This is a genomic window from Bacillus sp. RIT 809, from assembly GCF_016892495.1.
In the GTDB taxonomy this organism is placed as follows: Bacteria; Bacillota; Bacilli; order Bacillales; family Bacillaceae_G; genus Bacillus_A; species Bacillus_A cereus_U.
The window spans coordinates 24,294-48,335 of record NZ_JAFEMR010000032.1; the positions used below are offsets into that span (position 1 = coordinate 24,294).

A 24,042-nucleotide genomic window follows, 5' to 3' on the forward strand; every position below is an offset into this window, starting at 1 on the left:
TATCTTATATTAGGCATTTATTACTTCTTTTTTTACATCTGGTAAGCCTTTTAATAAATTTTCAGCAATTGTTAACCATTTCGATGTCTCTAATCCATTCGTTTTCATCACAATTTTCAATTGTGACCCCTCCATACCAAGACCGATCATACGACCAAAACTACTTCCTAGCATGAATAATTTTCCACCATCTATATTTTGGCTCGCTTGTTCAGAAAACAGGAATGTTACTTCAAACTTATTTTGCTTAATTAACTCAATTTGTTCTTTCATCGCCAACACTTTAATGTTTGCAATTTGTAATAAATAACCAACTTCTTGTGGATAATCACCAAATCTGTCGATCATCTCTTCCTGCAACTCTTCAATATCTTCAATTGCAGAAATACCTCTAAATTGTTTATACATCATAATTTTTTGTTTACTATCTGAAATATACGCATCCGGTAAATATGCGTCTACTTCTAAATCAATTTCAACATTAACGGTATTTTCAACTCCATCTGTCCCTCTACGTTGCTCAATTGCATCTTTTAACATTTGAGAATATAGATCAAATCCGACAGAATCAATAAATCCATGTTGTTCTGCCCCTAACAAATTACCCGCACCACGAATTGATAAGTCTCTCATCGCAATTTTGAAACCAGATCCAAGCTCTGTAAACTCTTTAATTGCCTGCAGACGCCTCTCTGCAACTTCCGATAACACTTTATCACGTTTGTATGCAAAGTAGGCATACGCGACGCGATTAGAACGTCCAACACGCCCACGAAGCTGATACAACTGCGATAATCCCATACGATCTGCATCAAATACAATTAATGTATTTACATTCGGAATATCTACACCCGTCTCGATAATTGTTGTACTTACAAGAACATCATGCTGCCCTTCTAAAAACGATAGCATAACAGACTCTAATTCACCTTCATTCATTTTCCCATGTGCGTATGTTACACGAGCATCTGGAACTAACATCGAAATTTCATCTGCTTTTCTTTCAATATCCTCCACACGGTTATATAGGAAGTAAATTTGACCGCCTCTTGCCAACTCTCGCTCTATCGCTTCTCTCATTAACGCTGGATTATACTCTACTACATATGTTTGTACTGGGAAACGATTCTCTGGTGGTGTCTCAATAACAGATAAATCGCGCACACCAAGCATAGACATATGAAGTGTACGTGGAATCGGAGTTGCCGTTAATGTTAACACGTCAACATTTGCTTTCAATTGTTTAATTTTTTCTTTATGTGTAACGCCGAATCTTTGTTCTTCATCAATAATAAGAAGTCCTAAATCTTTATACGTAACATCTTTAGATAAAATACGATGTGTTCCGATTACAATATCCACCGTTCCATCTTTTAAACCTTTAATCGTTTCATTTTGTTGTTTTCGTGTGCGGAATCTACTTAGTAACCCTATATTAATCGGGTAATCTTGAAAACGCTCTCGAATTGTTTCATAGTGTTGTTGTGCAAGGATTGTTGTCGGTACTAAAATCGCAACTTGTTTTTCATCCATAATTGCTTTAAATGCCGCACGAATAGCTACTTCAGTCTTTCCATATCCTACGTCGCCACAAAGAAGCCTATCCATCGGACGTCCGCGTTCCATATCTTTCTTAATCTCTTCAATAGAACGTAATTGATCCTCTGTCTCTTGATATGGGAAAGAGGATTCAAATTCCTGTTGTTCTGCCGTATCTGGTGTATATGCATAACCTTTCGAAGCTTCACGCTCGGCATATAATTTAATTAGGTCATCTGCAATGTCTTGTACAGATTTTTCAACTTTCGTTTTGACCTTCTTCCAATCATTTCCGCCTAATTTATAAACTTTTGGATCCTTACCTTCAGACCCTACGTATTTTTGCACTTGATCAATTTGTTCAATTGGAACGTATAACTTATCATTACCTTGATATTTAATATTTAAATAATCTTTATGAACACCATTAATCTCTAATGTCTCAATACCTAAAAATTTACCTATACCATGATTTACATGAACTACATGGTCTCCAACTTTTAATTCCGAATAACTTTTAATACGTTCAGCGTTAGATAACTTTTGCTTACGTTGTGATTTTTTAACCTTCTTATGAAAAAGCTCCTTTTCAGTAATGACAACAAACTTTTGCATCGGCATTTCAAAGCCTGCATGTAAATCACCTACAGCAATTTGTAACCTTCCAGGCAATAAGACATCTGTGGCCTCTACAATGTCTGCATCAATATCATAATCACTTAAAATATGTTGTAGTTTTTTTACGCGTTCCTCATCTGTTCCAAGCACAACGGTCGTAAAATGCCCTTCATTCCATCTATCAATTTCAGTTTTTAACAACTGCATCTGTCCGTGGAAATCTTGCATCGTTTTACATGTCACGTTCACAATGTTTTGAGGATGTGTGTGTGCTATATGGCGTAAGAATAACGTTAAATATACAAAACTTCTTTTTTTATTATGAAGAAATTCCTCAAATGAGTGGGAGAAAGATAAATCCTGAATAATTGTTCCTTCGCCAAGAAGTGAGATATACCATTCCGCTTCTTCGGTTTCAAGATGTGATGCTGTTTCTTGAATACGGGAAATCTCATCTAAAATTACAACACCGTTTTCTGGTAAATAATCTATCAGACTAGCAGGTTCTTTATAGAAAATAGATAAATATTTAAACATTTGTTCTATACTTTGTCCGTTTTTCAACATTTCAATTTCATGACTAACCGTCTCAAGTACAGCAGTCTTTAATTTATCATCGGAAAGCTTTTGCATCGTCTTAGTCAAACCTTCTTCAAGATGCTTAATTCCCGATTTCAATTCTTCCTGTGAAAATAAAAACTCTGTTGCCGGACCAAACCGAACACTTTCCCTTTTATCTTGAGAGCGCTGTTCTTCCACATCAAATAATCGAATAGAATCAACCTGTGTATCAAAGAATTCAATACGAAATGGTAATTCTTCAGTTAATGGGTAAATATCTAATATTCCCCCGCGCAAACTAAACTCTCCTGGAGCTTCTACCATCGACTTACGCTCGTAGCCAATATGATGTAAGGTATGCAAGAGCGCATCTAAATCAATCTCTTGCCCTAGATTGATTTCAATTTGCCTTTGCTTCCATAATTCTTTTATTGGTAAAAACCTACGCAGCCCTGCAACTGGCGCTACAATAATCCCATTCTCTCCCGCCGCTAAGCGATTTAACACTTCAATACGCTGCGCCTTCAATTCTGGACTTGCAACACCAACTTCCGATGCTATCAATTCATTTACCGGATATAGCCAAACATCTTTTTCACCAAGTAACGCCACTAAATCTTCATGTACTTTTTGTGCTTGGTATAAATTGTGCGTCACAATAAGTTGTGATTGCTTTGTTTTTTTATATAAAGCTGCCATTAATAATGAACGAGAGGATGTTGCCATACCCGATACAAGTTGTTCTTTCAACCCATCTTCTAGCCCATTAATAACCGATTGTATTTCTTCATTTTTATAAAATTGCTCTAATAAACCTATCATTTTCAAAACTCCTCTCAACATAAAGAGCAAGTTACTATATTTTATGCAAATATTTCGGAAAAAGAAAACAGAAAAATGCTTTGGACATGCCAAAGCGACAACATTTTATTGCAGAAATTTTTCATATTCATAATACTCAGGATAAGATGCGAGCGTTTCTTGACACGATTCACAAATCGTTTTTATATATATATTTCCATTCTCATGAAAATGAATCATATCCACTACTTCTTGCTCTGTTAGTTGAAACAAAACGTTGCTATATACTTTTTCTGCGATAATGGAGCCCACATTACTTCCGCAATGTCTACAGTAATAATAACCTTCCATACTAGCCTCCTAAATATCCAATTGCTACTAGTATGGGATAAAACAAAATAAAATATTCCAGATTGTGCGCTTAACTATTAAAAGTATTCATGATTTGGAGAAAAGGTTTATTTAGCCATTCCTCACATGCATCTGCTGCATTTTCAATGGATTGATTAACGCCAGATATTTCTTCAGATGTAAAACGTCCTAATACGTAATCCACTACTTTCATCCCATTTTTCGGACGATCGATTCCCATACGGATACGTTGAAATTCTTGTGTTCCTAAATGCGAAATTGTTGATTTCACACCATTATGTCCACCCGCACTACCTTTCATGCGAAGGCGTAACTTACCTACAGGAATATCTAAATCATCGTACATAACAATGAAGTCCTCAACATCAATTTTATAATAATCCATGAGCGGACGGATACTTTCCCCAGATAAATTCATATATGTAAGTGGCTTTAGTAAGATTACTTTTTCCCCATTAACAAAGCCAGCGCCAAATACTCCTTTAAACTTTTGTTCATTCAAAGAAATACTCCAACGCTTTGCAAGTTCATCGATCGCCATAAATCCAATATTATGCCTTGTTAATTCATATTCTCTACCTGGGTTCCCAAGTCCTACTATTAATTTCATTCTTGTACCACTACTTTCTTTTTTCGATACGAAAAGACGTAACCAAGCTTGGTTACGTCTCATTCTATCCAATTAATTGAATAATACACTTACAGATTCTTCTTCGTATACACGAATGATTGCTTCTCCGATTAATGGAGCAACTGAAAGTTCATGTACTTTATCAATTTTCTTCTCTTCTGGTAATACAATAGAGTTCGTTACAACTAACTCTTTAATATTCGAATTTTGAATACGCTCAATTGCTGGGCCAGATAATACTGGGTGTGTACAGCAAGCATATACTTCAGAAGCACCGTTCTCAACAAGAGCGTTTGCCGCTAATGTAATTGTACCAGCTGTATCAATGATGTCATCAATTAAAATTGCTGTTTTGCCTTCAATGTTACCGATAATGTTCATTACCTCCGATACATTCGGACGAGGACGACGCTTATCAATAATAGCGATTGGCGCTTTTAGGCGATCCGCCATTTTTCTAGCACGCGTTACACCACCGTGATCAGGAGATACGATTACGATATCTTTAAGGCCTTTTGCTTCAAAGTAATCTGAAAGAATCGGTACACCCATTAAGTGGTCGATCGGGATATCAAAGAATCCTTGAATTTGTGGAGCATGTAAATCTAGAGTGATTACACGAGTTGCACCTGCTGTTTCAAGCAAGTTTGCTACAAGTTTCGATGTAATTGGTTCACGAGAACGCGCTTTACGGTCTTGACGCGCATAACCATAGTAAGGAATAACAATATTAATTGTTTTTGCAGATGCACGTTTCAATGCATCAATCATAATAAGTAATTCCATGATATGTTCGTTTACTGGGAAGCTTGTAGATTGAATAATGAATACATCGCAACCACGGATACTTTCTTCAATGTTAATTTGAACTTCTCCATCACTAAAACGATCAACAGAACATTTTCCTAGTCCTACTCCAATATGCTTTGCGATTTGCTCAGCAAGTTCCTTATTAGAGTTTAAAGAGAATACTTTCAAATTAGAATTTAGATATTGAGTCGACATCTAGATTAACCCTCCACATTATGATTTTTTCTTATTCAGCAATTGATCAACATAGTCTTCTTTGTTAACTTGACGTGCACGTGCTACTGATAATGCTTTTGATGGAACATTCTCTGTTATTGTAGAGCCTGCTGCCACATAAGCACCATCTTCAACTGTTACAGGAGCAACAAGATTTGAATTACATCCAATAAATACCCCGTTACCAATTACAGTTTTAAATTTATTCTTGCCGTCGTAGTTCACCGTAATTGAACCACAACCAAGATTCACGTCTTCTCCAACTTGTGCATCCCCGATATAACTTAAGTGTGAAGCTTTACTTCTATTACCAAAAACAGTTTTTTTGATTTCTACGAAGTTTCCAACGCGCACTTCATCTCCAATAACTGAATCTGGGCGAATATGTGCAAATGGACCAACCGATACTTCTGTACCAAGTTTGCTGTCATGTACAGTAGATTGACGAATTACCGTACGATCTCCAATTTCACTATCGCGAATTACTGTATGCGGTCCAATTTCACAATCCGAACCAATTACAGTGTTACCCTCAATAACCGTTCCTGGGTGAAGAACTGTATCACTACCAATAATTGCATCCGCAGAAATGTATGTGTTACTTGGATCAATAATTGTAACACCATTTACCATGTTCTTTCGGTTGATACGATTTTTCATAATAATTTCCGCTTGCGATAGAGCGACTCTGTCGTTAACACCTAACGTTTCATCGAAGTGCTCTGTTTGATAAGCTGATACAATATGACCCTCATTTTTTAAAATTTCAATAACGTCCGGAAGGTAATATTCGCCCTGTACATTATCATTTGAAACTTTAGAAAGTGAAGCAAATAAAGCTTTATTATCAAAACAATACGTACCTGTATTGATTTCTTTAATAGCTAATTCTTTTTCATTTGCATCCTTATGCTCAACAATCTTTTCAACATGACCATTCTCATTACGAACGATACGGCCATATCCAGCAGGCTCTTCTATGTACGCTGTTAGTACCGTCGCCATTGCTCCCGCTTCTTCGTGTTGCTGAAGCAATGCTTCCATCGTTTCAGCAGTTATTAGAGGTGTATCACCACAAATAACTAAAGTTGTTCCTTCTTCATTTGCAAGTACACTTGCAGCTTGATCGACAGCATGAGCTGTACCAAGTTGTTCTGCTTGTAATGCAAACTCACTTACATTTCCTAGCTGTTCTTGTACCTTTTCAGCACCATGTCCAACGACTGTTACAAGTTTCTGCAATCCTAATTGAGATACTTCATTGACTACATGTTGTACCATTGGTTTTCCACATACAGGATGCAGCACTTTGTATAGCTTGGACTTCATACGTGTGCCTTTACCTGCAGCTAGAATCACTGCAAATCTGTTTGACATATAGACCCTCCATCGCAACCTATTTATCCATTAACGATATTATCCTAAATCATCATATATTTCAAGAAACACATTATAACTATTAAATTTTACCATAATTCTTATAAGATGTTTTACTCTTTAGTATCTTTTTTAAGGAATAAGCTATACTATTTTAAATGATTTTGAAAAAATTAGAAGTTTTTCATCTTTATTTTTTCAAAATATGAATTTTTATAATTAGAAACGTGTATTATTCAAAAAAAAAACAAACTCCTGTAAATGCTTACAGGAGTTTGCTACAAAATTATAAGACTTTCTTTCAAAAGCCCTTTTCATTCGAATTTTACGAAGCGCCTGCTTCTTCAAACTCAACCTCTTCTAACTCGCCTAAACGATGATACTCTGTTAAAACCGCATCTTGAATTTTAGAGCGTGTATTAGAATTAATTGGATGTGCAATGTCACGGAATTCTCCATCTGGAGTACGTTTACTTGGCATTGCTACAAATAATCCATTATTACCATCAATTACACGAATATCATGAACAACAAATTCATGGTCTAGAGTAATAGAGGCAATTGCTCTCATGCGGCCTTCTGTGTTTACGCGGCGTAATCTTACGTCAGTCACTTCCATCTTGTGTTCACCACCCTTTTCTAAATAAGCGATATATTTGTATAAATTCCACAAATTTTCTATTTTCCCTTTAATTTTTTAAAAATTTTTAAGATAAAAATTTTTAAGTTAGTTGAATATAAGGATTAGTAGAGGTTATCGCTTACAAAGAGTTACTTAACTAGGGCAATTACTTCGATTTCAACAGAAACATCTTTCGGTAATTTTGCTACTTGTACACAAGAACGCGCTGGTTTATGAGTAGAGAAATAAGAACCGTATACTTCATTAACAGCATTAAAATCATCCATATCCTTTAAGAATACTGTTGTTTTTACCACTGTATCAAATGAAGCACCTGCTTCTGCTAATACCGCTTGTAAATTTTCAAATACTTGCTCTGTTTGTACTGTTACATCTCCTGTTACAAGTTCTCCACTTGCCGTTAACGGAATTTGTCCTGAACTATAGAACATATTATTTACAATAATCCCTTGTGAATATGGTCCGATTGCCTGTGGTGCTTTGCTTGTTTGAACAACTTTCATACTTTTCACCCTTTTATTATTTATTTTTACTCTTTAAAAATAGTGTACCAAAGGCAGTTTGTCCATCTATTTTGTAATTTATAAATAGGAATAAAAAAAGGTAAAGCTATCTGCTTTACCTTTTTACTCAGCCTCTACAAGCCCTTTATCAAATGGTGCAAGTGAATAATTTCCCTTTTCCACTTGAATCGCTTTTTCTTTCACATCAACTTCTGACAGACGAATTAATGATACAAAGTTATTAATAAGTCTTTCTTCAATATCCGTAGACTCTACTAATACGCCAATTCCAACAACATTAGCTTTAAACTCTTCTAGCATGCTCATCATGCCTTGAATGGTTCCGCCAGCTTTCATAAAGTCATCAATAATTAAAACATTGGATCCTTCTGGAAGGCTACGCTTTGCTAAAGTCATCGTTTGGATTCGCTTAGAGGAACCTGATACATAGTTAATACTAACAGTGGGTCCTTCTGTTACCTTATTATCTTTTCTCGCAATTACTACCGGTACATCTAAGTAGTTCGCTACTGCATAAGCAAGCGGAATTCCTTTTGTCGCTACCGTCATAACCGCATCAATTGGTTGCCTAGCAAAAACAGAAGCAAATAAACGACCTGCACCATTAATTTGGCGAGGATTACTTAAAAGATCCGTCATATATAAGTAACCGCCAGGCAAAATACGGTCTGGTTTTTCAAATAAGCTACAAAGCTCATTAATAATCAGATTCGCCTCTTCTTCACTTATATAGGGAATATATTTCACTCCTCCTGCTGCTCCTGGTATCGTTTGTAATGTGCCGACCCCTTGTTGTTCAAACGTTTGCTTAATAATAACTAGATCTTCACTAATGGAAGATTTAGCCGATTGATACCTTTCAGCAAAAAAAGTGAGGGAAACTAGCTGACGAGGATTTTGTAGCAAGTAATAAGTCAGATCGACCAATCTTGTACTTCGTCTAATTTTCATACTCTCACCTCAAATCACGAATATTCTAAACAAATCATAACGTATTATACGTCTTTATTCAAGCGTTTCTCGCTCTCCTAATAAACGAACTGCATATACTTGTTCGCAAAATCCTTTTAAACCGTTATATATACGATGCATTCGCGAATCATGGTGTACAAGACCAAATACAGTTGGGCCACTTCCACTCATTAATACGGCATCCGCACCGAATCGTTTCATCTGCGCCTTAATACGTGCAACCTCAGGATGCATCACAAACGTCACATCTTCTAAAATGTTGCCAACAGTATCACAAATTCCTTTATAGTCCCCGTCATTAATAACTTCAACCATTTTATCTACATTTGGATGTGTAACACGATTTAATTTTAAATTTCCATACACATCAGCAGTAGATACACCGATGTGGGGCTTTGCTAAAATAACCCAACAAGAAGGTGGAGTCTTTATATGTTCAATTTTTTCTCCTCTTCCAGTGGCAATTGCAGTTCCGCCATATACACAGAACGATACATCTGATCCAATTTCTGCGCCAAGCTCTGCTAATTCCTTAATTGTAAGCCCTAAATCCCATAACTTATTAAGGCCGCGTAATGTCGCTGCTGCATCACTACTTCCACCTGCTAATCCAGCTGCTACTGGAATCGTTTTTTCAATAGTAATAGATACACCTTTTTTCACATTAAACTTCTCTTTTAATAATTTCGCTGCTTGATAAGCTAAGTTGCGTTGGTCGTCTGGGACATACCGATTATGGGACAAAATTTCAATACGGTCTTCTGCTAATTCCATTAGCTCTAAACGATCTGCTAAGTCGATTGTTGTCATAATCATTTTTACTTCATGATATCCATCTTGTCTTTTTCCCAGTACATCTAACGACAGATTAATCTTTGCTGGTGCTTTCACTAGTAGCTTCAATCTATTCACCCACTCTATGTACTCAATCTTTTATCGTTTATTTTACCATAAATTTATAGTAAGACGATGACACTTCCCTAATTATAACGAAAAGCATTCAGAATGAAACTACTTATGTAAAATGATGGCACCTTTTAGCGTGCAAAAAGCCGAGGAATCTCTCCTCGGCTACCGCAGCATAGAAAGTATCTTACAACTACTGGTTTTGCTTCATTAATTGCTGTTCTGCAATTTCTATAGCACGTTTCACCATATTACCAGCATCTTTCGCACGAATTCCGCCCCATCCTTCTTTCTGAACAACATCATAAAAGCCAAGCTCTTTTGCAAGCTCTTCTTTAAATTGATTTGACATGACTCCTCTTCGTCTACTCAATGCAGAGTCCCTCCTTATTTTGCTACGGTATAATTAGTATGCAAAATAATATAGCTTTTCATTTGTGGGAATATATGTAACAAGTAACACATTAATTATAAAATGCTTCATTATGAGGTTCATCGTAAAATGTTAACTCTACTGTCTCTGTTAAAACATCTGCATAACTATAAGATACACGTTGCAATGCATCTTCTTGCTGATCTAACTGGACAACAAACACAGAACGATACGTTTCTGCAAGTACACCCGATTGCTCCACAGTTTTTCTTCTTCCGCTATTTGCCTTTAACACAAGTCGCTGTCCAAGATGGTGATCTAATTCGCTTTTAATTTCATCTAAACGTTTTGACATATACCTTGCTACACCTCGCTGTAATTTAGATTGAACACTTAAAACACGATATATCTATCCCAATTATTAACCGCAATTTACAGACAATATCATTATAAAAGCATCATGCGTTCGAATAGATAGAAGAAATACTATATTGTACAAGTATCATTGTATAGTCTGCACATTCTTGTCGCTTTTTATCCAGATTCATTTAAATCATTTCCACATAAAAAAAGCAAGATACGTATGTACCTTGCTCATTCATCATAATGTTGAAAGGGTAATCCCGTTCGTAAAATCCCTCTTGTTTCAATTCCTCCTAGTCCCTTTTCACCAGTAATTGTATTACGCACAACGTCCCATACATTGACTCTTTCCATAAATGAGGTGAAACTAACTTTGCCAACTACATATACCGGATCTAGAGCATGAATATTAATTCTAGACGGTGAACTAGCAAAATTAGCACCTGCTCGAATCAACGCCTCAAAGTGTGATTGACAAGCCCCAGCAAAAATAACGAGTTGATCTAATGATGGATACTTTTTCCGCACTTCTCGAACAGCCTGTACAAAATGTCTAGAATGTCTATATGCTGCTAAATCTCCCATAACTCCTTTTGACTTTGTATAGGCATCATGTCCTGTAATAACTAAAATGTCTGGGCGAAAATGATCTATTAAATCTACTACCTTTTCATGCATCTCCGTTTCCTTACAATGAATACCTTGAACAGGAACGCCTATTTTATTATATAAATCTAAGCACTTGCGCAAATATAAAGGATCTCCATCTATATGCAATACACGCCCTGGCATTTGAAAATAATTCACTTCACTTGTATATCCACCAGTTGAATTATGTTCATGTCTTTGTTTCATCAACACGTAATCTTGCTGAAACAACCGGTAAGTACGCTCCATCGTTTCTTTTTCACGCTTCACTCTATTTTTATGTTCTCGTTGATCTATACTAACTAAATCTGCAAGTGGTGCATCCGCCACAAGTCTAATTTCCTCTCCAAATAATATTGCCATATCGCCTTTTATTTCTATAATACGAAAAAGAATATCCCTATTATGAGAATATCGTTCAACTAATTCTCCAACATGTAAAGCCATTCTCCTACCTCCAAACTCGTTAGGCCATCTTACCTGTTTTTAAAGTATGAATTTAGGAAAGGAAAGGTGACAAAAGGGACAGTTCAAGTTGAACTGTCCCTTTCATATTCTTATGACAATTTATGAAGAATTAATGCATTACTTAATGTTGCAAACTCTTCGATAGATAGCGTTTCGCCTCTTCGCTTCGGATCAATTCCTACCTCTGTTAAAATTCGATCCAACAGCTCTTTATCTTTCGGGAAACCATTTAAATTATTTGATAAGTTATTCATTAAAGTTTTACGACGCTGTGCGAAACTTGCTCGTACTACTTCAAAGAAGAAAGTTTCATCTGTCACTTCTACAACTGGTTTAGGACGCTTTAGAAGACGGATAATCGCAGAATCAACATTTGGTTGTGGCACAAACACTGTACGCGGTACAGTCATAACTGTTTCTACCTCTGTATAATACTGAATGGCAATTGATAAAGAACCATACTCTTTCGTTCCTGGTTTAGCAGCTAAACGATCCCCAACTTCTTTTTGCATCATAACAACAAATCCACGAACCGGTAATTTTTCTTCAAGCAATTTAAATAAAATTGGCGTTGTAATATAGTATGGTAAGTTAGCTACTACCATTACATCTTGCCCTTCTTCAAATTGCTCACTAAACACTTCATGTACATCTGCTTTTAGTACATCTTTATTTATAACTGTAACGTTGCTATATGGAGCTAACGTCTCGTCTAAAATTGGTAATAATCTCTGATCAATTTCAAAAGCCACTACTTTTTTAGCACGCTTCGCCAATTGCTCTGTTAACGCACCGATACCTGGTCCAATTTCAATTGCGCCACTTTCTGAACCGATTTCTGCGTGATCAACGATACGATTTAATACATTTGTATCAATTAAAAAATTTTGTCCTAAACTTTTTTTGAATGAAAATCCATACTTTTCAACAATGTCTTTCGTACGATTTGGTGTTGCGATATCCTTCATTTTTTTTCCTCCTGTATTACTTGCTTATAAGCTTCTGCAAATGATTCCTTTGAAACTTGAAACATTTGTAAACGTTTATGTAACTGTTTTGCATTTGTATAACCAATCTTTAATAGCTTACCCACTCTTTCTCTGCGACTCTTTGCCATTTCTCCGCCCACTAAGCCCGCATCGACTAGGTCACTCCAACTAATTTCACTTGTGTAAGCTTCCATTTCTTCATGTATATTCTCTAAAGCACGGCGAATCGACTCATTAGAAGCATGTTCGATTCCAACGCCTTTCTTCCTTTTCGCAAGTGCTTCTTCCTTCGGTAAAAAAGCATGCTTACATCCAGGAACCTTGTCAGAAATAATCTTTCGAATACGCTCTCCAGGATAATCTGGATCTGTGAAAATAATAACGCCTCGTTTTTGCTGCGCTAATTTCACTCGCTCAATAACATGATCACCGATTGCTGAACCGTTCGTTTCGATTGTATCTCCATCAACAGCACGTTTAATCGCAACTGTATCATCTTTACCTTCTACAACGATAATCTCTTTAATTTTCATGCTTGCCTCCACACTCGTTTCATCTCTACTTAGTAAAACAAAAAAATGACGACTTTTCCATTATTATTTTCCCAATCTTACATTTTAAAAAGTAGAAGAGAAAAATCTTTGTTCACTCCCCTTATTGTAACACTTCTATCTCTATCTTAATTTATCCGCAATATTTCTACACTTATGTTATGAGTAAATAGTGGGTTCTTATCATTTCTATTATCTCTCTTCTCAAAAAACAAAAAAAGAATGGGACTCCCCATTCTTTTTTATTCAACACCAAATAAGGCTTTGGCATTCTTTGTTGTTGTTTGTGCTACTTCCTCATAAGAAATTCCTTTTAAATTCGCAATTTCTTCTGCTACCAGTTTTACATAACTCGGTTCATTTCGTTTCCCTCGAAATGGGTGTGGTGTTAAATATGGACAATCTGTCTCTATCAATAATTTTTCTAACGGAATCTCCATAGCAACTTCTTTCGGTTTCTTGGCATTTTTAAATGTTACTGGCCCACCTAATGAAATTAAAAAGTTCATATCGACACATCGCTGCGCTACTTCTACACTACCGCTAAAGCAATGCATAATGCCTCCTACTTCAGCTGCATTCTCTTCCTCTAGGATATCAACAATATCTTGAGTTGCATCGCGGTTATGTATAATAATCGGTAATTTCACCTTTTTTGCTAATGCAATTTGTTTACGGAATACTTCCTTCTGTATTTCTTTTGGAGACTTATCCCAGTGATAATCTAATCCCATTTCTCCAATGGCAACTACTTTAGGGTGAGCAGCTAATTCTTCTAACCAAGCTAAATGTTCTTCATTCATGTCGATTGCATCAACGGGATGCCATCCAACTGCAGCGTAAATAAAATCATAAGCCTCTGCTAATTCAATTGCTTTCTTTATCGTTACTTCATCAAATCCAACAACAACTGTATAGGTAACTCCCGCTTCTTTCATCCTCGCGATAACTTCTTGTAAATCTTCTTCAAATTGCTCTGCATTTAAATGTGAATGTGTATCAAACAACATAATAAATAGCTCCTTTTATATTGAAATCAATTCTCTCATAGAAAACTACGCTCTTTCTAACTTAACGATAACAATACTACAATTTTAATGCAAAAAAAGGGAATGTAAAAAGAAAAAAGACGCTTCACCAATGTTACACGTGAAACATCTCTTTTCTTGTCTCAATTACTTGATTTTTGTACCATTTGGTAAATTTTGGTCAATCGATGCTAATGACAATACGCCATTCTCTTCACCTGCTAAAATCATACCTTGTGATAATTCACCACGTAATTTTACAGGTTTTAAATTCGTTACACAAATAACCTTTTTACCTTTTAGTTCTTCTGGGGAATAGAATTTAGCAATCCCAGAAACCACTTGACGCTTCTCTGTACCTAAATCAAGCTGAATTTTTAACAACTTATCTGCTTTTTTCACAGGTTCAGCAGATATTACTTCAGCTACTCGTAATTCTACTTTAAAGAAATCATCAATTGTAATTTCTTCTGCCTTTGGTTCTTCTGCTTTTTTCTCTTCTACTTTAGGAGCAGAACCTTGCATTTGTTCTTTAATATACCCCACTTCTACTTCCATATCCAAACGAGGGAAAATAGGGTTTCCTTTTTCTACTTTTGTTCCAGCTGGAATACATCCAATTGTAGATAGGCTTTCCCAAGATTTATGCGCCTCTTCAGTAAGCCCAAGTTGAGCAAACATCTTACTTGGTGCTACTGTTAGGAATGGCATAAGCATAATACCTGTTTGACGAAGTACCTCAGCTAAGTGGGCCATTACAGACGCAAGTTTTTCACGATCATTCTCATCCTTCGCTAATACCCATGGCTGCGTTTCATCAATATATTTGTTCGTACGGCTAACTAATTGCCAAATGGAACTTAACGCTACAGAGAACTCCATATTCTCCATTGCCTCTTCTACTTTTTTCAATGTATCTTTGGCAAATGTCACTAGCGTTTCATCGAACTCAGTTACATTTGCTTTAAATGCAGGGATTTCCCCATTAAAGTATTTATCAATCATAGCTACTGTACGATTTAATAAGTTCCCTAAATCATTCGCTAAATCAAAGTTGATTCGTTCAACAAATCCTTCTGGTGTGAATACTCCATCAGATCCAAATGGAACTTCGCGAAGTAAGTAGTAACGCAATGCATCTAATCCGTAACGATCAATTAGTGTAACTGGATCTACTACGTTTCCTTTTGACTTACTCATTTTTCCATCCTTCATTAAAATCCAGCCATGAGCAAAGACTTTCTTCGGAAGTGGTAAATCTAAAGCCATTAAAATAATTGGCCAATAAATTGTATGGAAACGAACGATTTCTTTCCCAACTAAATGGACATCTGCTGGCCAGAATTTTTTATACTTCTCTTCATTTTCTGTTCCATATCCTAGTGCAGTAATGTAATTAGACAACGCATCTACCCACACGTAAATAACGTGTTTTGGGTTACCTGGAACACGAACTCCCCAGTCAAATGAAGTACGAGAAACAGCTAAATCTTCTAATCCTGGTTTAATGAAGTTATTAATCATTTCATTTTTACGGGACTCCGGCTGAATGAAATGAGGGTTATCTTCATAGAACTTTAATAGTCGGTCTACATATTTACCCATTCTAAAGAAATACGATTCTTCGCGAACAAGTTCTACAGCGTGACCACTATCTGGGCTTTTCCCACCAACTACTTTGTCACCTTCCATAATTGGATCTACTAATTGATGCGCTGTATAGAATGTTTCATCTTGTACAGAATACCAACCTTCATATTCATCAAGATAAATATCACCTTGATCTACTAGCTGCTTGAAGATTTTCTCAACAACATCTTTATGACGATCTTCAGTTGTACGAATAAAATCATCATAAGAGATATCCATCTTCTCCCAAAGTTCTTTAATCCCTGATACAATGTTATCCACATATGCTTGTGGTGTAACATTTAGTTCTTCTGCTTTCTTTTGGATCTTTTGTCCATGCTCATCAGTTCCTGTTAAATAATGAACATTGTATCCTTGCATACGCTTATATCGTGCCATCGCATCTCCTGCTACTGTCGTATAAGCATGTCCAATGTGTAACTTTCCACTTGGATAATAAATTGGGGTAGTAATATAAAAGGACTTATTTTCCTCTTTCATCGTTTTGGACCTCCCGAATAACCTCATATGTATTTATAAACAGTATATCAAAAACTCATATATAAAGTGAAACTTTAATCCGTGGGGAGGGTTCATCCCCCATGGATTATCAGCCCACACCAATCGGGCTTTTACGAGCAGTTGATCTCCCACTTAACTTCTTTGCTCCGGCTAAATTTTGAAGTGGGAGTCTTACTGCTCGCAAATAGCGGGATAAAAACGAGTTAATGCTCGATATCTTTATCATCTATTACTCATATTCAAAAAAAATATACAATATTTTTCCGAAAAGTATAAATATTATAAAAAATAATACGAAACAATTATAGAAATGACTCACATTCTATTATATATAAGAAGTATAAAAATCTATAAATCTTTTTTAAAAATATAGAATTTAAGAATTGACGGAAATGTAAATGATTGGTATCATATGTCCATAGGGTATTTTGTCGAAAAATGACGAATCAAAAAAATAGACTCGAAACTTATAAACTATTTATTTAGGAGGAAAAGAATTATGAAATCTACTGGTATCGTTCGTAAAGTTGATGAATTAGGTCGTGTAGTAATTCCAATCGAATTACGCCGTACTTTAGGTATTGCAGAAAAGGATGCTCTTGAAATCTACGTGGATGAAGAAAAAATCATCTTAAAGAAATATAAACCAAACATGACTTGCCAAGTAACTGGTGAAGTATCTGATGGTAACCTATCTTTAGCTGAAGGTAAAATTATCTTAAGTAAAGAAGGCGCTGAACAGGTCTTAAACGAACTTCAAGATTATATCGAAACAGCAAAATAAGCTTCTCAATTATGAGAAGCTTATTTTTTATCAACATGATAGATTTGATATACATCACGTTTCGACAAATCTCGGTCTTTAGCAACTGTTTTAATCGCTTCTTTTGAATTCATACCTTTTTCATTTATATAATGTTCAATATGATTATATACTGAAATAGCTTCCCACCATTGTTCTTCTTGAGTAGGTTCTTCTGTTGAACCTGCTACTAAAATACAAAACTCACCACGAACTTCATTTTGCTTCGTCCACTCAATCGCTTCTTCAATTGTTCCACGAATAAACTCTTCAAATTTTTTCGTTAGCTCACGACATAATACGATTTCCCTATTTCCTAATACTTCTTGCATAGAGATTAAAGTGTCATCTAAACGATGCGGTGCCTCGTAAAACATCATTGTAGTTGGAATATAGCGTAGTTTTTCTAATTCAAGCTTACGTCCCTTTTTATTTCTTTGCAGGAAACCATAGAAATAAAAATGTTTTGTCTCAAGTCCTGATGCAATTAATGCTGTAAGAGCCGCATTTGCCCCAGGAAGCGGAATAACATGATATTGTTCTGCTACAGCCTCTACAACGATATCATAACCAGGATCTGAAATACATGGCATACCAGCATCGCTCACAATGGCTACAGTCTTACCTTCTTCTAACTTATCTAAAATTTTCCGTCCACTTACTCCTTTATTATGCTCATGATAACTCATAACTGGTGTTTCAATTTCAAAGTAATTACAAAGTTTCTTCGTTTGCCTTGTATCTTCCGCAGCAATAATGTCTGCCTCTTTTAAAATTCGGATTGCACGAAATGTCATATCCTCTAAATTTCCGATTGGAGTCGGTACTAAATATAAAACTCCCTTTTCATTTTGCTGAAAGCTTTTTTGCTGCCACATAGCGTTCTCCTTTTTGCATATATTCTTCTTTTTGTTTCCTCGTTAACTGTTTAAAGTGATATTCAGCTTGCATAGCCGTTCGTTTATCCTCATGATCCTCTACATATTTCAAACCAACTGGAAGCCTAGCGCGGGTATATCTAGCACCTTTTCCACTATTATGGGTCTGAATCCGTTTTTCTATATGATTTGTATATCCAGCATAATAACTTCCATCAGAACACTCCACCACATAAAAACAATGCTTATTCTTCTCCATATAAAATTGAACGAAGCTCCTTTGTATATTCGTTGTTTTCTTCATATACAAAAAGAGGTGGTAAGATTTTTAAATCTGCATTCCCATCCTTAATTCCTTCAATTAACAATGTATTCGCTTCTTTACCAGCCTTAGGATAAACAAATCGCACACGTTTCGGTTCGATTTTGTATTTACGCATTAATGTGACGATGTCGAGCAAACGACCTGGACGATGTACAAATGCTACTTTCCCACCCTGTTTCACTAACTGGCTACTTGCATATACAACATCCTCTAATGTGCACATAATTTCATGACGAGCTATCGCTAAATGTTCATTGATATTCTTCTCAGAAGTTTGTGGTGTTTGAAAATAAGGAGGATTACATGTTACAACATCATATTGATGACGTCCAAGTTTCTCCGGCATATCTTTCAAATCTCCATGGATTAAATGAATTCTTTCTTCTAAATTATTGTATTGAACGCTTCTTATTCCCATATCATATAAGCGCTCTTGAATTTCTACACCTGTAATTTTCCCTTTTGTCCTTGTACTTAATAAAAGAGGGATAACTGCGTTACCTGTACACAAATCAAGTAAATTACCTTTTTGAATTGGCACCCAAGCAAAATTTGCAAGTAAAACAGCATCCAAAGAAAAATTAAATACTGATGGACTTTGTACAATCTTCATATCTTGCGCTAATAAGTAATCTAAACGCTCATCTTCATATAAATTCATATATTGCTCCCTTTCTTACACTTAACCTACCCTATTTCATCCTCTATTAATGTGAAAATAAATTTCATTCTACTCTCATGTATAAAAAATTACCTTTCCAATTATATTGGAAAGGTAATCTCACTTTTTATTTAAAAATGACAGACAGAATAAACAATCTCCCTCTTTACGTACACTTCCATAATGTAGATTGCAAATATGAAAACCTTCTTGATATAGTCTCGCTAGGTTATCGTAGCCTTCACCAATATCTGTCTTCGCCTTCATTTCTTTGCGTTTTTGAGTTTTTTGTTTTTCCTTGTTCTGCACTTCTTCAAAACGATGTCGCAAATTTTCATTTTCCATTTTTATATGTTGGTTTTCTTCCAATAATTCTGCAAGATGTTGTTTTAATTCTCCCAACTGTTTGTATAAATGTCCAATTTGCTCTTCCATACTAGAAACCGATGCAAAAATATCCTTTTTCTCCACAAGCACCCACCTCATTAATCTGTGGTTTGACTCGAAACGACCCCTTTATTAATTAATTCATCTAACGTATATTCTACTATCCGTTCCTTGTCTACTAGTTCCACTTGAATTAATCTTTCTAAAATATTTAATCCGATAACACGGCCAGTACCTTGCGGTGTTTGTATACGTTGATCTAAATCAGGAAGTTGTTCCTTTGCTGCCTCATATTCATCATTCTCATATTTTAAGCAACACATTAAGCGACCACATAAACCAGAGATTTTTGCAGGATTTAATGATAAATTTTGATCCTTTGCCATTTTAATGGATACAGGTTCAAAATCTCCTAAGAAAGTAGAACAACAAAGCATACGACCACATGGACCAATACCACCAAGCATTTTTGCTTCGTCACGAACACCTATCTGTCTCAGCTCAATTCTTGTCCTAAAAATTGCCGCTAAGTCTTTCACTAGTTCCCGGAAATCAATCCGACCATCCGCAGTAAAGTAAAAAATAATCTTATTACGATCGAACGTATACTCTACATCTACAAGCTTCATATCAAGATTATGTTCTCCTACCTTTTGTTGACAAACTTGATATGCTTCTTTCGCAGCATGCCTATTCTCTTCAACAATGGTACGATCATTTTCATTTGCAATACGAATAACTTTTTTAAGCGGTAATACAACGTCGTTTTCATCAACTTGCTTTTTGGTAATAACTACTTTTCCGTATTCAATACCTCTTACCGTTTCTACAATTACAAACTCATTTTCTGAGATATCGAACTGATTTGGATCAAAGTAATATACCTTTCCGGCCTTCTTAAAGCGAACACCTACTACATCATACAAAACGGTCATCCCTCCTGCAACCGCAACACTAACTGTTCGAACACAAGCTGCGCATTTACATTAGCGTTGATTCTATTTTTTGCCTCTAATATATTAAAGAGAGCTGATACAATGCGCTTCTGAGCATAAGAAAAGGATTCAAACATCTCTTTCTGCTCATGAAAAACAAGACGATCTTCTTCTCCAAGTTGAACATATAATAAATCCTTATAAATAAGGAGTAACATATCTAAGCCTTGCTGTAATTGTTCTTTCTCTCCAAAGTGCTTCCCCCATTTTTCTTGTACAAAAAAAATAGAGGCCTTATCTTTTTCGAGCGCTTCACATAATTTTATCACTAAAGCTCTCGCTTGTGCAAACCATTCATCATTACACATTAATAAAGCTTCTTCAAAACTGTTTGTAAGCTGCGCAGCAAGTGTAGATAAAGAAACTGTAATACCCTCTTCCTCTAATCTCTTAATTAAAGATTTTGTAGGCAACGGTCTAAATGTAACAACTTGACAACGAGATAAAATTGTATTTAAAATCTGATGATTTTGTTCAGTAAGTAAAATAGCTGTTGTATCACTACTTGGTTCTTCTAAAAACTTTAACAGCGTATTCGCTGCATTTGCTGTCATACGATCTGCATGCTCAATAATATATACTTTTTTATTTGCTTCTAATCCTGTTTTTGAAAACTCTTCTTGTAAATCGTGAATTTGCTGTTTTTTAATAGATAATCCATCTGGTTTTACAATATGTAAGTTGGGGTAGTTACCTGAATCAATTCGGCGACAATTCGTACATACATGACAAGGCTCTACACCATTTCTTTGTGAACAGAGGAAACTTTTTGCCATTTGAATTGCTGTGGCGAACTTCCCAGTCCCTTTCCCTCCCTCTAACAAGTAAGCGTGGGATATACGCTCTTTTGCAATGCTATTCATCAACATTTTGACACCGATGGGCTGTATAGCAGAAAGCTGCTCCCACGTATTTATCATACTGCATACCTCACTTATTTCATTCTTTCCTTCTATTATAACAATTTATCTTCTATAATCTGAACAACTTCTTCTATAAGTTTTTTCATTGGTTGATCAGCATTTACTAATACAATGCGATTAGAAAAACGCTCTACAACTTGTAAATACCCTTCACGCACACGTTTATGGAAAGAGATATCTTCCATGTCTAGTCGATTTACTTCACGTCCTGCATCTTTTTCAATTCGTGCTAAACCTACCTCTGGCTCAATATCTAAATAGATTGTTAAACTAGGCATACAATCTTCCGTTGCGAAACGATTAATTTCAAATACTTTATCCATACCTAAGCCTCTTGCATACCCTTGATACGCTAAAGAGCTATCTATAAAACGATCACATAGTACAAGATAGTTTTCCTCAAGTGCCGGCATAACTTTTTCCACTAAATGTTGTCTACGTGCAGCAGCATATAAGAGCGCCTCTGTACGTGCCTCCATCATCGTATACTCTTGTTTATGTAAAATTGTTCTAATATCTTCAGAAATTGCAATACCGCCCGGTTCCCTGGTCGCCATTACCTTTTGTGCCTTTTGCTCAAAATATGGTAATAAACTTTTAATTAATGTTGTTTTACCCGAACCTTCTGGCCCTTCAATTGTTACAAATAATCCCTTCATCCTAAAACCTACTTTCTATATCATACACGTTCATATATTTCGTACTACCTTGAAAACGAGCCCCTGTTTTCTCTAAATGAGTAATTTGCTTTGTATGTTCTTGAGTAATTCTCTCTCCATACATGATCAATGGAATTCCAGGTGGATACGGAATCACCATTTCTGCCGCTATCATACCAACGCCTTCTTCTAGAGATACTAACTTCGTTTCGTATCTCTCTAATTGTTTATACGTATACGGTAAAGGGGAAATCTCCCCTTTATAAGTATAACGAATTGATGCTGTCTTGTCTTTTACCTTATATTGCTGCAAAGCTACTCGAATTATCTCTATAGCTTTCATATACCCCTCATTTACTTGTAACGGTAATATAAATAGGACGTTATATGGATCTGCCATTTCCGTATATATACCGACCTTTTCAAATACAGACTGTAATTCATACCCCGATAACTGACAGCGAGTTTGCACCGTAACCTTTAATTCATCTTGCGATGGATATTGCAAGATGGCTATTTGTGGGATAGATCGCAATCCTTCTTTAAATCGGCGTAAAAACTCAACAATTTCATCATGACCCTCTTCCTTTATAACTGCTATTGCAAAACGTGCTATATCAAGAGAAGCCATAATTGGATACGATGGGCTACTAGATTGTAGCATACTTAAATAGGCGGAAACTTTTTCTTCGCTCACTAAACGGCTATTTATATGTAAATAAGATCCCATTGTCATCGCAGGTAATGTTTTATGTGCGGAATGAACCACAATATCCGCACCATAAACTAATGCTGACTTCGGGAAGGGGTCCCCTATACAAAAATGTGCCCCATGGGCTTCATCTACTAGAACAGGAATTTTATGTGCATGTGCGTAAGCAATACTTGCCTCTAAATCAATTCCCATACCATAGTAATTAGGATGTGTTAAAATAAGTGCTTTTGCATTTGGATACTTTGTAATTGCCTCCTTAATAATGTCATCATGAACACCTACTGGTACGTTATGTACTTCATCAATCCATGGGTTTAAAAAGACCGGATTCGCCCCTGCTAATTTCAAACCATTAATGATTGATTTATGACAATTTCTTTGTACGAGGACAATATCATGTTCGCCGCAGCAAGATAAAATCATTGCTAAATTTCCAACTGTTGAACCATTAATTAAAAAATAACTTTTGTGCACGCCATATACTTCAGCTAATAATTGCTGTGCTTCATCTATACATTCAAACGGACTATGTAAATCATCTAATCCTGTTAACTCTGTTACATCAATCGATAATATGTCCTTAAACCCCCCTGAAGCTTTCTTAGGGAAGTTTAAACCATTCTTATGACCCGGAACATGAAAAGATAGTAGTCGCCTTTCTTTAAATTCCATTAACGCCTCATATAAAGGCATACGATTTTGATTCATATACATCTCTTCCTTATTATTCATTCTGTATCTATTATACAGATATTAGGGCAAAAAAAATAATAGGCATAATGCCTATTTAAAAATATGATACTTCTAATTTTCGCAGTTGTGTTAAATAATGTATATACTTCGGGTCATTTGTTTCAGTATTCACCAGATTTCTTTCGCACTCATAACATATTAAATTATTATATACATATATTCCTTCTCCTCTTTTTGTCTCACAAACGATGCAAATTTCACTTGGTAATTTCATAATCTTTCCTCCCTTTTTAAGTAAACATATTATATACCTCTATTCCTTAACAAATTTCCGGAAAATATACATCAATTTCTTATATAATATGATTTATTCTTGGGCAACGTGTTTGTATTACTTATGTATTCCCTTTACTTCTTTCGTGTACTGTTTAAAAACAAAAAAACACAAGTCAAAAGACTTGTG

Annotated in this window: 26 protein-coding genes; 1 reads left to right on the forward strand and 25 read right to left on the reverse strand. The window is 35.7% G+C overall.

The genetic code is table 11. The features are described 5' to 3' along the window. Positions 1–9: 9 nt before the first annotated feature. From mfd to metG, 16 genes are all read right to left on the reverse strand, one after another. The gene (gene mfd, locus JTF23_RS24640; protein WP_078181057.1) at positions 10–3,540 is read right to left on the reverse strand and encodes a transcription-repair coupling factor; all 3,531 of its coding nucleotides are present in this window, start codon (positions 3,538–3,540) and stop codon (positions 10–12) included. Positions 3,541–3,645: 105 nt separating this feature from the next. Further along, a complete protein-coding gene (locus JTF23_RS24645) occupies positions 3,646–3,870 on the reverse strand; it encodes an anti-sigma-F factor Fin (protein WP_204209995.1) in 225 nt (74 codons plus the stop codon). Positions 3,871–3,940: 70 nt separating this feature from the next. Next, positions 3,941–4,501, reverse strand: a complete 561-nt coding sequence (pth, locus tag JTF23_RS24650) for an aminoacyl-tRNA hydrolase (RefSeq protein WP_002144538.1) — start codon at positions 4,499–4,501, stop codon at positions 3,941–3,943. 72 nt (positions 4,502–4,573) lie between these two features. Beyond that, on the reverse strand, positions 4,574–5,527 hold the full coding sequence (locus JTF23_RS24655; protein ID WP_002091580.1) for a ribose-phosphate diphosphokinase: 954 nt from the start codon (positions 5,525–5,527) through the stop codon (positions 4,574–4,576). 18 nt (positions 5,528–5,545) lie between these two features. Then, on the reverse strand, positions 5,546–6,925 hold the full coding sequence (gene glmU, locus JTF23_RS24660; protein ID WP_002091584.1) for a bifunctional UDP-N-acetylglucosamine diphosphorylase/glucosamine-1-phosphate N-acetyltransferase GlmU: 1,380 nt from the start codon (positions 6,923–6,925) through the stop codon (positions 5,546–5,548). Positions 6,926–7,250: 325 nt separating this feature from the next. Continuing rightward, the gene (spoVG, locus tag JTF23_RS24665; protein ID WP_000454042.1) at positions 7,251–7,544 is read right to left on the reverse strand and encodes a septation regulator SpoVG; all 294 of its coding nucleotides are present in this window, start codon (positions 7,542–7,544) and stop codon (positions 7,251–7,253) included. 152 nt (positions 7,545–7,696) lie between these two features. Next, positions 7,697–8,071, reverse strand: coding sequence for a RidA family protein (locus tag JTF23_RS24670; RefSeq protein WP_000869819.1), 375 nt, complete (start codon positions 8,069–8,071; stop codon positions 7,697–7,699). A 123-nt stretch (positions 8,072–8,194) separates the two neighbouring features. Then, entirely contained in the window at positions 8,195–9,043 is an 849-nt protein-coding gene (gene purR / locus JTF23_RS24675) for a pur operon repressor (RefSeq protein WP_002159635.1), read from the reverse strand. Between the two features lie 54 nt (positions 9,044–9,097). Then, complete coding sequence (ispE, locus tag JTF23_RS24680; RefSeq protein WP_131232837.1) at positions 9,098–9,967, reverse strand: 4-(cytidine 5'-diphospho)-2-C-methyl-D-erythritol kinase; 870 nt, start codon at positions 9,965–9,967, stop codon at positions 9,098–9,100. A 196-nt stretch (positions 9,968–10,163) separates the two neighbouring features. Beyond that, positions 10,164–10,343, reverse strand: a complete 180-nt coding sequence (gene sspF / locus JTF23_RS24685) for an acid-soluble spore protein SspF (protein ID WP_001985066.1) — start codon at positions 10,341–10,343, stop codon at positions 10,164–10,166. Positions 10,344–10,434: 91 nt separating this feature from the next. Further along, a complete protein-coding gene (gene veg, locus JTF23_RS24690; RefSeq protein ID WP_002107294.1) occupies positions 10,435–10,698 on the reverse strand; it encodes a biofilm formation stimulator Veg in 264 nt (87 codons plus the stop codon). Between the two features lie 239 nt (positions 10,699–10,937). After that, positions 10,938–11,801: a sporulation peptidase YabG gene (yabG, locus tag JTF23_RS24695; protein ID WP_002107293.1), complete on the reverse strand. Its 864-nt coding sequence runs from the start codon at positions 11,799–11,801 to the stop codon at positions 10,938–10,940. Positions 11,802–11,911: 110 nt separating this feature from the next. Next, positions 11,912–12,790 carry a 16S rRNA (adenine(1518)-N(6)/adenine(1519)-N(6))-dimethyltransferase RsmA gene (rsmA, locus tag JTF23_RS24700; protein ID WP_002091590.1) on the reverse strand — a complete coding sequence of 293 codons (879 nt, stop codon included), beginning with the start codon at positions 12,788–12,790 and terminating at the stop codon, positions 11,912–11,914. Then, the gene (rnmV, locus tag JTF23_RS24705) at positions 12,787–13,344 is read right to left on the reverse strand and encodes a ribonuclease M5 (RefSeq protein WP_002159637.1); all 558 of its coding nucleotides are present in this window, start codon (positions 13,342–13,344) and stop codon (positions 12,787–12,789) included. Before rnmV ends, rsmA begins: the two co-directional genes overlap by 4 nt. Positions 13,345–13,604: 260 nt before the next feature. Then, complete coding sequence (locus JTF23_RS24710) at positions 13,605–14,372, reverse strand: TatD family hydrolase (RefSeq protein WP_002159638.1); 768 nt, start codon at positions 14,370–14,372, stop codon at positions 13,605–13,607. 165 nt (positions 14,373–14,537) lie between these two features. Continuing rightward, positions 14,538–16,520, reverse strand: coding sequence for a methionine--tRNA ligase (gene metG, locus JTF23_RS24715; protein ID WP_252188046.1), 1,983 nt, complete (start codon positions 16,518–16,520; stop codon positions 14,538–14,540). Positions 16,521–17,040: 520 nt separating this feature from the next. Here metG and JTF23_RS24720 point away from each other — a divergent pair. Further along, complete coding sequence (locus JTF23_RS24720) at positions 17,041–17,325, forward strand: transition state genes transcriptional regulator AbrB (protein WP_002063374.1); 285 nt, start codon at positions 17,041–17,043, stop codon at positions 17,323–17,325. A 20-nt stretch (positions 17,326–17,345) separates the two neighbouring features. Here JTF23_RS24720 and rsmI read toward each other — a convergent pair whose 3' ends face one another. The 9 genes from rsmI to JTF23_RS24765 form a co-directional block, all read right to left on the reverse strand. Further along, positions 17,346–18,221: a 16S rRNA (cytidine(1402)-2'-O)-methyltransferase gene (rsmI, locus tag JTF23_RS24725; RefSeq protein WP_002159640.1), complete on the reverse strand. Its 876-nt coding sequence runs from the start codon at positions 18,219–18,221 to the stop codon at positions 17,346–17,348. Continuing rightward, positions 18,190–18,480: a GIY-YIG nuclease family protein gene (locus JTF23_RS24730; RefSeq protein ID WP_002107287.1), complete on the reverse strand. Its 291-nt coding sequence runs from the start codon at positions 18,478–18,480 to the stop codon at positions 18,190–18,192. Before JTF23_RS24730 ends, rsmI begins: the two co-directional genes overlap by 32 nt. Beyond that, positions 18,467–19,207 (reverse strand): tRNA1(Val) (adenine(37)-N6)-methyltransferase, encoded by a 741-nt coding sequence (locus JTF23_RS24735; protein WP_002113257.1) that lies wholly within the window; start codon positions 19,205–19,207, stop codon positions 18,467–18,469. The genes JTF23_RS24730 and JTF23_RS24735 overlap by 14 nt, the downstream gene beginning before the upstream one ends. Before the next feature lie 120 nt (positions 19,208–19,327). Continuing rightward, a complete protein-coding gene (yabA, locus tag JTF23_RS24740) occupies positions 19,328–19,678 on the reverse strand; it encodes a DNA replication initiation control protein YabA (RefSeq protein ID WP_002009639.1) in 351 nt (116 codons plus the stop codon). A 14-nt stretch (positions 19,679–19,692) separates the two neighbouring features. Continuing rightward, positions 19,693–20,520, reverse strand: coding sequence for a PSP1 domain-containing protein (locus tag JTF23_RS24745; protein ID WP_002144546.1), 828 nt, complete (start codon positions 20,518–20,520; stop codon positions 19,693–19,695). Between the two features lie 5 nt (positions 20,521–20,525). After that, a complete protein-coding gene (holB, locus tag JTF23_RS24750; protein WP_204209997.1) occupies positions 20,526–21,509 on the reverse strand; it encodes a DNA polymerase III subunit delta' in 984 nt (327 codons plus the stop codon). Positions 21,510–21,544: 35 nt separating this feature from the next. Beyond that, positions 21,545–22,171, reverse strand: a complete 627-nt coding sequence (gene tmk / locus JTF23_RS24755) for a dTMP kinase (protein ID WP_002107283.1) — start codon at positions 22,169–22,171, stop codon at positions 21,545–21,547. Position 22,172: 1 nt separating this feature from the next. After that, on the reverse strand, positions 22,173–23,594 hold the full coding sequence (locus JTF23_RS24760) for an aminotransferase class I/II-fold pyridoxal phosphate-dependent enzyme (RefSeq protein ID WP_204209998.1): 1,422 nt from the start codon (positions 23,592–23,594) through the stop codon (positions 22,173–22,175). 79 nt (positions 23,595–23,673) lie between these two features. Next, the gene (locus JTF23_RS24765; RefSeq protein ID WP_002159645.1) at positions 23,674–23,853 is read right to left on the reverse strand and encodes a sigma factor G inhibitor Gin; all 180 of its coding nucleotides are present in this window, start codon (positions 23,851–23,853) and stop codon (positions 23,674–23,676) included. Positions 23,854–24,042 lie beyond the last annotated feature (189 nt).